9 protein-coding genes and 1 pseudogene are annotated in these 10,019 nt (G+C 38.6%); 6 read left to right on the top strand and 4 right to left on the bottom strand.

The window, feature by feature from the left end; all coding sequences use genetic code 11:
* Window positions 1–29 precede the first annotated feature (29 nt).
* The 3 genes and pseudogenes from ACEVFT_RS07150 (at window position 30) to ACEVFT_RS07160 (ending at window position 2,063) form a co-directional block, all read left to right on the top strand.
* A pseudogene (locus tag ACEVFT_RS07150) lies at window positions 30–319 on the top strand (YunG family protein).
* Window positions 320–456: 137 nt separating this feature from the next.
* Window positions 457–1,050 carry an NADPH-dependent FMN reductase gene (locus ACEVFT_RS07155; protein WP_393949013.1) on the top strand — a complete coding sequence of 198 codons (594 nt, stop codon included), beginning with the start codon at window positions 457–459 and terminating at the stop codon, window positions 1,048–1,050.
* 74 nt (window positions 1,051–1,124) lie between these two features.
* Complete coding sequence (locus tag ACEVFT_RS07160; protein ID WP_393949015.1) at window positions 1,125–2,063, top strand: ring-cleaving dioxygenase; 939 nt, start codon at window positions 1,125–1,127, stop codon at window positions 2,061–2,063.
* A 141-nt stretch (window positions 2,064–2,204) separates the two neighbouring features.
* On the opposite strand, the gene ACEVFT_RS07165 is transcribed toward ACEVFT_RS07160, so the two are convergent.
* The 3 genes from ACEVFT_RS07165 to ACEVFT_RS07175 are packed head-to-tail and all read right to left on the bottom strand — an operon-like array spanning window position 2,205 to window position 5,428.
* Complete coding sequence (locus tag ACEVFT_RS07165) at window positions 2,205–3,146, bottom strand: alpha/beta hydrolase (protein ID WP_393949018.1); 942 nt, start codon at window positions 3,144–3,146, stop codon at window positions 2,205–2,207.
* A gap of 29 nt (window positions 3,147–3,175) precedes the next feature.
* Window positions 3,176–4,249: an LLM class flavin-dependent oxidoreductase gene (locus ACEVFT_RS07170; protein WP_393949019.1), complete on the bottom strand. Its 1,074-nt coding sequence runs from the start codon at window positions 4,247–4,249 to the stop codon at window positions 3,176–3,178.
* A 3-nt stretch (window positions 4,250–4,252) separates the two neighbouring features.
* The gene (locus ACEVFT_RS07175; RefSeq protein WP_393949027.1) at window positions 4,253–5,428 is read right to left on the bottom strand and encodes an MFS transporter; all 1,176 of its coding nucleotides are present in this window, start codon (window positions 5,426–5,428) and stop codon (window positions 4,253–4,255) included.
* Window positions 5,429–5,721: 293 nt separating this feature from the next.
* Between ACEVFT_RS07175 and ACEVFT_RS07180 the strand changes: the two genes are divergently transcribed.
* Together ACEVFT_RS07180 and ACEVFT_RS07185 are read left to right on the top strand one after the other, a co-directional pair.
* Window positions 5,722–6,303, top strand: coding sequence for a TetR/AcrR family transcriptional regulator (locus tag ACEVFT_RS07180; RefSeq protein ID WP_393949020.1), 582 nt, complete (start codon window positions 5,722–5,724; stop codon window positions 6,301–6,303).
* A 275-nt stretch (window positions 6,304–6,578) separates the two neighbouring features.
* Window positions 6,579–7,976: an amino acid permease gene (locus ACEVFT_RS07185; RefSeq protein WP_393949022.1), complete on the top strand. Its 1,398-nt coding sequence runs from the start codon at window positions 6,579–6,581 to the stop codon at window positions 7,974–7,976.
* 89 nt (window positions 7,977–8,065) lie between these two features.
* On the opposite strand, the gene ACEVFT_RS07190 is transcribed toward ACEVFT_RS07185, so the two are convergent.
* Window positions 8,066–8,455, bottom strand: coding sequence for a RidA family protein (locus ACEVFT_RS07190; RefSeq protein ID WP_393949024.1), 390 nt, complete (start codon window positions 8,453–8,455; stop codon window positions 8,066–8,068).
* Between the two features lie 422 nt (window positions 8,456–8,877).
* Here ACEVFT_RS07190 and ACEVFT_RS07195 point away from each other — a divergent pair, with 422 nt between their 5' ends.
* On the top strand, window positions 8,878–9,930 hold the full coding sequence (locus ACEVFT_RS07195) for an AI-2E family transporter (protein WP_393949026.1): 1,053 nt from the start codon (window positions 8,878–8,880) through the stop codon (window positions 9,928–9,930).
* Window positions 9,931–10,019: the final 89 nt, after the last annotated feature.

The following is a 10,019-nucleotide window of genomic DNA, read 5'->3' on the forward strand; positions in this document are numbered from 1 at the left end:
TATTAACTGCTTTAAGAAAATCATGGTCCATTCAATCGAGTTCTAAATGGTGTGTGGACAACCCTGCAAAAGGACAATGTAGCATCACTTCATTAGTTGTGCAGGATATTCTTGGCGGAGAAAATTAGAAAGACATTTCTCGAGGAGGGCTGGCACTTTTCTAATGTCATGAATGGAGAAAGAAAGGATTTCTCCATATCGAATCGACTACCAAGACATTGAATCAAATAGAGTAGAGGCTTTTCAAGATACCAATGATAGTCAATATCGTTATTTAACATCACATGTTTATAAGCTTTTAGGGAAGGCAGAGAATTAGTTTTCTCTGCCTTTTTAAATTTAAAAACAAAGTTGTTGACGTTTATAAAAATATCGTGTTATTATTATCTCGAATTCAAGATATATAAATTCAAGATAAATGAATTCGAACCTTTAGCTTCGTCAGGAGGTATAATAATGGGGTTTTTTAATAAATTTTTTAGCTCAAAAAAAGAGGAGGAACAAACAATGGCAGAATTAAATATCGGTATTATTATTGGATCAACTCGTGAGGGTCGTGTAAGCCCTCAAGTAGCACAATGGGTAAAGGAAATCGCAGATCAACGCGGTGACGCAAACTATACAGTGGTTGATATTGCTGATTATAAATTGCCATTATTAGGTGAGCCAGGGCAGGATGCTTCGGGCGCACAAGCTTGGTCAGAAATTATTGCTAAACAAGATGGTTTTGTGTTCATCGTACAAGAATACAACCACTCCATTACAGGGGCATTAAAAAATGCACTAGACTATTTACGTGTTGAATGGAATAACAAAGCTGCAGGAATCGTTTCTTATGGCTCTGTAGGTGGTGCTCGTGCAGCGGAACATCTACGTGGGATTATGGGAGAGCTTTTAATCGCAGACGTACGTGTTCACCCAGCCTTATCTTTATTCACAGATTTTGAGAATGGAACAGACTTTAAACCAAAAGATGTTCAAACGGATTCAGTGAATCAAATGTTAGATCAATTAATCCCATGGTCTAAGGCGTTATATACAATTCGCTAAGATTTACAGATTGAGGTAGATATTAATTGAGCACAGTATAGGTGAGAAAAATAGTCATGAAAGGGCTTGTTAACATGAAGAAACATACAGCAGGTATTCACCATATCACAGCGATCGTAGGACATCCGCAAGAGAATATTGATTTTTATGCAGGCGTATTAGGCTTACGTTTAGTAAAGCAAACAGTAAACTTCGATGATCCTGGCACATATCATTTATATTTCGGTGACAAAGGTGGGAAACCAGGAACAATCATTACCTTCTTTCCTTGGGCTAATGCTTATCAAGGACGTATTGGTGATGGTCAGGTTGGCGTTACAACATATGTTGTACCAGAAGGGGCACTGCCATTTTGGGTTAATCGCTTAGCGAAATTCTCGGTTCCTTTCCAAAAAGCTGAACGTTTTGGTGAGCAAGTCATTCAATTCGATGATCCACATGGTCTGCATATTGAACTCGTGGCACGTGCGGAAGGCGAGCTTAACGAATGGACATTTGGTGAAGTGACACCAGAGGTTGCTATTAAAGGTTTTGGTGGAGCTACACTATACTCAAGTCATCCAGAAGAAACTGCAAAAGTTTTAACAGAGGTAATGGGTCTTGAAAAAGTAGCGACAGAAGGTGACTATACGCGTTTTACATCTAGTGCAGAAATCGGCAATACAGTGGATTTAAAAACGATTGCAGGTCAACGTGGTCAAATGGGTGTAGGGACGGTTCACCATATTGCGTGGAGAGCTCAAGATAATACAGATCATTTAGAATGGCAAGAGTATGTGATGAATCAAGGACAACATGTAACGGAAGTAAAGGATCGTCATTATTTTAATGCAATTTATTTCCGTGAACCTGGCGAAATTTTATTTGAAATCGCTACAGATCCTCCTGGATTTGCTCATGACGAGACACCAGAGACAATGGGTAGCCAATTAATGTTGCCACCTCAGTACGAGCAGCATCGTGAACAACTAGAAAGAACATTAATCCCGATTAAAGTACGTGAGCTTGAATAAGCAGGCTTGCGGGATCAAACTAAGCTAAAGTTGGCGGGATTTTGAGATAGAACGTCCACAATAGATATACAATTAATGCGAAAATGTTGATAGCTAACATTTTCGCATTTTTTATCTTTTTATTAGAAGCCGAAGTGCTAATCAAAAATTGAGTGCGCGTGCCATGGCATCTAAATAATTCTGAATAGCCTGCTGACTTACTTTTGCTTCAGGCACAAAGACCTCAAAACAATGGTAACTGCCAGGGTAGAGGTGGAATTCAACATCGACTCCTGCCTGTGCAAGGCGTGTTACATAATCAATGGTTTCATCACGAAATAAATCAAGTTGGCCAATACCTATATAGGTTGGCGGTAATCCTGCTAAGTTTTCAGCTCTTGCAGGGACCGCATACGGGGAAAGGGCATTGATGTCCTTTTCTTCTCCTAAGTACCAACGCCAAGCAGTCAAATTATTTGTTCTACTCCATGTTGCATGATCATCAATAATCTCATAGCTGGAAGGTGTTATATTTCGGTTATCAAGCATCGGATACAGTGGCATCTGGAATATAATTGATGGTCCTCCTTTATCACGAGCCATTAATGCAAGTGCTGCTGTTAATCCTCCACCACCGCTTGCACCAGCAATTGCCACCCGTTTGACATCGATACCAAGTGATTGGTCCTCATTAGTCATCCAAACTAATCCAGCATAACAATCTTCAATAGCCGCTGGGTAGGGATGTTCAGGCGCTAGTCGGTAATCGATGGATACGACAACGCAGTTAGCTGTCTCAACAAAGCGTTCACATAAAATATCATCCATATCAGGGTGTCCCATGACAAAGCCACCTCCGTGAATCCAAAGCATAGCTGGAAGTTTATCCTGTTTCCGTTTAGCTGGCTCATAGATTTTAACCAGCATTTCATTCCCGTCACCTCTAGGAATCATACGGTTGGTCGTAATTACATGTTCTGATTTTTTCGAAGATGGATTGGACAAGAGACTTCGACTCCAAGTTAAATCCTCCTCCAATCGAAAGCCAGGAAATTCTGAGTAAGCCTGCCTTAATTCTGGTAAGACTCGGTTAATAATGGTCATATGAATTCCTCCTGTTGAATAATGAAATCTTAAAGAAATGGCTTTCCTTCTAGAGCCATTTCAGCTTCCCATTTGGCGACTTCCTCACGTACACGAGGAGCAACTTCTGTTCCAAGTAGTTCTATAGCTTGTATGACTTGATCATGTGGCATGGTACTTAAAGGCACGTATAGCATAAACCGTGTAATTCCTACATGTTTACGAAGATGAATAATTTTTTCAGCAACTGTATTTGGATCACCAACATATAATGCTCCTTCAAAGCTTCTTGCAGCATCATAACTAGAACGGTCATAATAAGGCCAGCCTCTTTCCTTGCCTAATTTATTCATACCAGCCATTGTTGATGGGAAAAATGTGTTTGCTGCCCATTTCGTATTCAGTCCAACAAAACCTATTGAATGAGAACCTATCTGAAGTTTTGATAAATCATGACCTGCATGAAGCGCTGCCTTTTTATATAACTGTACAATCGGTGCAAATTGCATGGGGCTGCCACCAATAATTGCTAGCATAAGGGGTAATCCTAAAAGGCCAGCACGCATAGCAGATTGTTGATTTCCTCCACTAGCCACCCAGATTGGGAGAGACTCTTGAACCGGTCTAGGATACACACCTAAATGTTTGATTGCTGGTCGATGTCTACCTTCCCAAACTACTTTCTCAGACTGACGAATTTTGAGTAGTAAGTCTAAATGTTCCTCAAATAATTCATCATAATCATGTAAATCGTAGCCAAATAAGGGGAAGGATTCGATAAAGGAACCACGACCTGCCATGATCTCTGCACGTCCATTTGATAGTCCATCCAATGTGGCAAAATCCTGAAAGACACGTACAGGATCAGCCGAAGAAAGGACAGTTACTGCACTTGTGAGTCGAATGTTTTTCGTTTGCGAAGCAGCGGCAGATAGTACCATTGCGGGAGAGGATGCGGCATAATCTTCTCGATGATGCTCGCCTATGCCAAAGACATCCAATCCTACTTGATCTGCAAGTATGATTTCTTCTACAACTTCACGTAAACGCTGTGCATGACTAATTACTTCACCACTGTGAACGTCTGGTTTTGTTTCTACGAAAGAAGTAATTCCTATTTCCATTTGTCATCTCTCCGAATCAATTGAATTTGTAAATCGTTTTGTAGTTGCCCAAAAAAGAAGAGCAATTGTACTAATCGAGGCGCCAAGTAAGCAAACTCCTCCCCAATCAAAATGCGCATACATTTGAGTTGAAGCGATTGAACCGCTAGCACTGCCAATCGAATAGAACACCATATAGCCTGCGGTCAGTCGACTTCGTGCTTCTGTACGCAATGGGAGAATCATTGTCTGATTGGTGACATGTACCGCCTGCACTGCCAAGTCAAGCAACACAATCCCAATAATTAATGCCAAGAACGACTTTTCTAAATAATTAATAAATATCCAGGAGATAGGTAAAAGCGTTAAAGCAATACCTGTCGTTCGTTGACCATAGCCTTGGTCAGCAAATTTCCCCGCCTGTGCGGCAGCTAATGCACCAGCCACTCCAACAAGACCAAAAGCGCCAATTACAGTGTGTGATAGAGCTAATGGTGGTGCACTAAGTGGCAGCACCAGTGACGTCCATAAAATACTGAAATCGGCAAAAATCAGCATAGCTAGAATAGAGCGGATACGTAATGTTCGTTCTTGAATAAACAGCGTGAACACGGATTGAATTAGCTGAAGATAGGATAGTGATTTTACTTCACGCTCGCCCCTTGGTAACACTTTTATAAACATCCCAACCATTAGAAGCATCAGAGCGGCGGAGACTAGATAGACAGAGCGCCACCCTGCAAGGTCTGTTACTAACCCAGCAAAGGTACGAGCAAGTAGTATGCCGATGACAATGCCACTTGTAACAATGCCTACGACACGACCTCGTTCTGTAGAGGAAGCTATAGTTGCAGCGAACGCCACAAGGGTTTGAGTCACGACTGCAAGTAGACCAACTAAGGCCATACCCACGAATAGCACTACAACATAGGAGGCAGTAGCGACTATAAACAAAGCCACGGTGGATAATAGCATTTGTCCAATAATCAAGCGTCGTTGGTTTAGTAAATCTCCAAGTGGTACTAGAAGTAGTAAGCCTAGACCATAAAAAATTTGCGTGATGGTAATAATCAAACCAATAATCGATTGATCAATAGCAAAATCATTAGATAATTCATCTAGCAACGGCTGAGCAAAATAAATATTGGCGACAGACATTCCGCAGGCTGTAGCGAATAATAATGTTACAGCTCGGGGCATAGAAGACGGTTGATTTATATTAAGTGCATCATTTGCTTTGTCCACACTGTAACCTTCCTTCCTAATAGAATTGTAATTATAACATACCGTTCGGTACAAAATAATTATTGGTAAATATATCTTAACTATATTTGTTTTGTCAATATTTATTTGGGATTTATTTTTTGTTTAAATCGATTGATGAAATGAAATTGACAATAAAAAGAGCCGCATATAAAATAATTACATACTGTTTGGTATTGTAAAATATAGTGATTAACTTACTATTTCTTTCTAATGGGGGTGTATCAATAATGGCAAGAACTCGTGAATTTGATGAGGCAAAAGTGTTAGAGGCAGCAATGCAGTTATTTTGGGAGAAGGGATATGAAGCAACTTCTTTAAGTGATCTTACAGCTAGAATGGGGATTCAGCGTCCTAGTATTTATTCAACCTTTGGTGATAAAAAGGAGCTATTTGAAGCGGCACTTCGTAGATATACGACATCACGGGCGTCCGAAATACGCACTAAACTTCAAAGTTATACCTCAGTAAAACAGGCATTTTCTATATTTTTTGAAGAAGTAATTACTGCTGAATATACGAAAGATCTTAGTAATGGCTGCTTTTGTATCAATACAATGGTTGAATTAGCGCCACATGACGAGAAGTTCGAAATCTTGACGAGAGAGCATCAACTCTATCTATCAGTAATTTTTCAGGAGACAATTGAACGAGGAATTCAATCAGGAGAGTTAGAGGAAGACACGGATGCAAAATCTTTAGCGCAGGCATTAATTGTTGCGTTAATAGGTTTAACAGTTATGCTGAAATCCCAGCCACAACGTTCATTTGTTGATAATGCCATTGCAACGACGCTGACATTGCTTAAATGAATGGATAAAACTATTAAAAGTATAAAATTAAGTAGTTTCTGTAACCCTTTATAATAATATTTTAAAGGGTTTTTTGCGATTCATTTTCATGAGGAAAGAAAAAATTTAATAAAACAGATTGATTTATGATGGCACACAAATTATTCTAATAAAAATGAATTATTATAATAATCTAATCATTGACTATATTTAGAAAATTATATAATATACTAATTATTATTAAAAATGTATAAAAATGATAGAAACTATCTTTTAGTGAAAGTGGAGTGGTTATTATGGCGAATTTTCTACGAACAAAGTCAATCGAGCAGGCCAATAAGATAACTGAAGTAGAACGCTTTAAACTTAAGCGAGAACTGGGATCATGGCAGTTAATGCTATATGTTTTAGGGGCTACAATAGGGGCAGGGATATTTGTATTGCCTGGAACGACTGCTGCTTTACATGCGGGTCCAGGGGTAATTGTTTCTTTCCTCATTGGTGGACTAGTGACAATTGCTGTTGGACTAGCTTATGTTGAATTTGCAGCAATGGCCCCCGTCGCCGGAAGCGCTTACACCTATTCTTATATTGCATTAGGTGAAATTATTGCATGGATGATCGGATGGGATTTATTATTGGAATTTACCGTAATTGCTAGTACAGTGGCTGTTGGCTGGAGCGGTTATGTAGATTCATTTTTACAATCGATCGGTATCCATTTACCAGCAGTTCTAACAAAAGATATTGCACATGGCGGAATAGTCAATCTACCAGCAGTCATTGGGTGGTTGATCGTAGCTTGGATTGCGTTAAGCGGTATTAAAAATGTTGGTCGTTCAAATACATTATTTACAATTGCGAAGGTTGGAGCGATTATCTTGTTCCTTGCTATAGGAACTTTCCATGTGAATCCTGTAAACTGGACGCCATTTACACCATTTGGTTGGTCGGGTGTCATGGCAGGAGCAGCATTAGTATTCTTTGCCTTTACAGGTTTTGATGGGGTGACAACAGTACTTGAAGAGGTGAAAAATCCACAAAAGACAATACCAAAAGCATTAATTGGGGGACTAAGTGTTTTAACACTTATTTATGCTCTTGTAGCAGCAATTTTGACAGGGATTGTACCATTCCCAGATTTAGATGTTCCAAACCCAACTGTGTTTGCCTTACAATCTGTTGGAATTCAGTGGGGAGGTGCAATTATTGCCGTAGCAGTTATCTTTGGGTTACTTGCAACAATGATTGCTAATACAACGAGTGCTACACGTGTTCTATTTGCGATGAGCCGTGATGGACTTCTCCCTGAGCGAATTGCACAAACTAATAAAAAGACTGGTGTACCTGTATTATCAATTGTCATTGTTGTATTGACAGGTATTTTATTATCAGGATTTTTATCTATCGGTGAATTAGCGGAATTTGCTAACATTGGGGGTCTAACAGCATTTGCTTTAACGACAGTTAGCGTAATTGTTCTTCGTTACACACGACCAGAACAACCACGTGCGTTTAAAGTTCCAGCAATCTGGCTTGTAGGAATCGTTGGGGTTGGGGGTTCATTAGCGCTAATCTTTAGTCTTCCACTATTTACAATTCTACGCTTTTTCATTTGGCTGTTCATAGGTTTAGTTGTTTACTTATTGTATGGCTATAAACATGCTAAAATAAGCTCTACTGATAAAAAGTAATAATAAAATGCGACCCCTTTGGAGCCATCTAAAGGGGTGTTTTCTATAAACAATTCACATATTTCTATAACATTCAACATAATATGAGCTTATAATTCCTTACAAGCCCATGCATCAATCTCAACCTTTAAAGCAGGCGTAGCGAGTGCAACGACATACATTAATGTTGTGCATGGAAGATGTTCCCCGAAAAAGTCACTGATCATTTCCTTTCGTTGATTAGCATCCATATCTCCCACTAAATAAAATACGAGCTTTGTGATGTCTTGAACCTCCATATCGGCACTATCTAGATTTTTTTTAATATTTTCTAGTGCCACCTTCAATTGAGCTGTTGCATCTTCAGGTATAGTTCCATCTGACAACATGCCGATTTGTCCAGATAATGTTAACCATCGCTGTGGGTCAGTCACTTCAATTTGATGAACATAAGGAGCAACGGGTGGATGAATGTTCTGAGGGTTTCTCGCAATTTTCATAGAATCAGTCCTTCTCTCTGTTTAATTTATATCTCTAATCAAAATAGCATAAAGTAACAGTTGATAAAAGTTCTATACAAATACCATTATAAAAGAACATACAAATTGGATATGCGGGTTTAAAGGGTTATAATAGATTTATAGAATTTAGGCTAATACGCTGGTAAAGCTTTCACAAAGGATAAAAGTATCGACTTTTTAATTTGACAAGACATACAATTCACTTCACCCCCGCCTAAGGTTTTATACAGACACTTCTAAAAGAAACATAAATTTCGTCTTATTTTGAAGGTAGATGGCTATACTCATTAAATGAGAGGGAATTTTTTACATAAGAATGATGCGTATTGTTATAAATCAATTTTATAGTGTAGCCCTAGGTAGCAGAGGCAGCGAGGCCGTTTTGTAGAAGGAGTGAATAAATGAATAATTTCTTTCGGAGTAATGGATTTAAGCGTTTTATTATTCTAGTTGGGATTGCTCTTGCATTATATTTAATGCGTAGTATGATCAATCTAATTTTACTTACGTTTATTATTACTTATTTGATGAACCAGCTTACTACGAAGACTACGAAAAGCATAAGGAAATATACGCCGATGAATGAAAAAGCTGTGACGGTAACGTTATACCTTTTACTTGTTGCGGGTATTGTAGCAGTCATTTACAAATATTTACCGATTGTGACCCAGCAAATCACGCAGCTTTTCGACCTCATTGCAAGCTTTAATCTCGATCCAGATGACAATGAGATTGCGAGATACTTAGCACCAACTTTTGAGAAAATAGAGCTGGGGAAATATTTAGAGCAAGGTGTGGATTTAACTCTTAAAAATATTACGAATATTGGTAAAATCATTATGCAAATTTTGATTTCTCTAATATTAAGTTTATTCATCTTGTTAGAAAAGAATCGTATTATTGAATTTACAGCCAAGTTTAAGGATAGTAAAATTGGTGCGCTTTACGATGAACTTCATTATTTCTCAAGAATATTCATCCGCTCATTTGGAAAAGTAATTGAGGCACAATTTATTATTGCTGCAGTCAACTGTGTGTTATCAGTAATTGCTCTTTCTATTATGGGCTTCCCACATCTGATTGCCCTTGGAATTATGCTCTTTATTTTAGGCTTAGTTCCAGTCGCAGGAGTTATCATTTCGTTAATACCATTAAGTATTATCGCCTATAGCATTGGTGGCTTGATGTACATCGTCTACATTTTAGTCATTGTTATGGTATTGCATGCTATTGAAGCATACTTCTTAAATCCAAAGCTTATGTCCGCAAAAACAGATTTACCGATTTTCTATACGTTTATGGTCATTCTCTTCTCTGAGCATTTCCTTGGGGTATGGGGACTAATCATAGGTATTCCACTATTTATGTTCCTGCTTGATATTCTAGGTGTAACTTCCTCGGAAGACCCTGGGAAGAAATCGATGAAGATACCCACTGAAAAACAAATGGAATAGTTCTAACAAAGGAATCATCTATGATGATTCCTTCATGTTGTTGAAAAAAGATGATGTCAACGGCAGAAAAAGCAACTTTGCAAGGGGAG

The organism is Lysinibacillus sp. PWR01, from assembly GCF_043359455.1.
In the GTDB taxonomy this organism is placed as follows: domain Bacteria; phylum Bacillota; class Bacilli; order Bacillales_A; family Planococcaceae; genus Lysinibacillus; species Lysinibacillus fusiformis_F.

Coding starts and splice junctions, on each gene's coding strand:
- ACEVFT_RS07155 (WP_393949013.1), top strand. CDS start 457: ATGGGGTTTTTTAATAAATTTTTTAGCTCAAAAAAAGAGGAGGAACAA.
- ACEVFT_RS07160 (WP_393949015.1), top strand. CDS start 1,125: ATGAAGAAACATACAGCAGGTATTCACCATATCACAGCGATCGTAGGA.
- ACEVFT_RS07165 (WP_393949018.1), bottom strand. CDS start 3,146: ATGACCATTATTAACCGAGTCTTACCAGAATTAAGGCAGGCTTACTCA.
- ACEVFT_RS07170 (WP_393949019.1), bottom strand. CDS start 4,249: ATGGAAATAGGAATTACTTCTTTCGTAGAAACAAAACCAGACGTTCAC.
- ACEVFT_RS07175 (WP_393949027.1), bottom strand. CDS start 5,428: ATGCCCCGAGCTGTAACATTATTATTCGCTACAGCCTGCGGAATGTCT.
- ACEVFT_RS07180 (WP_393949020.1), top strand. CDS start 5,722: ATGGCAAGAACTCGTGAATTTGATGAGGCAAAAGTGTTAGAGGCAGCA.
- ACEVFT_RS07185 (WP_393949022.1), top strand. CDS start 6,579: ATGGCGAATTTTCTACGAACAAAGTCAATCGAGCAGGCCAATAAGATA.
- ACEVFT_RS07190 (WP_393949024.1), bottom strand. CDS start 8,455: ATGAAAATTGCGAGAAACCCTCAGAACATTCATCCACCCGTTGCTCCT.
- ACEVFT_RS07195 (WP_393949026.1), top strand. CDS start 8,878: ATGAATAATTTCTTTCGGAGTAATGGATTTAAGCGTTTTATTATTCTA.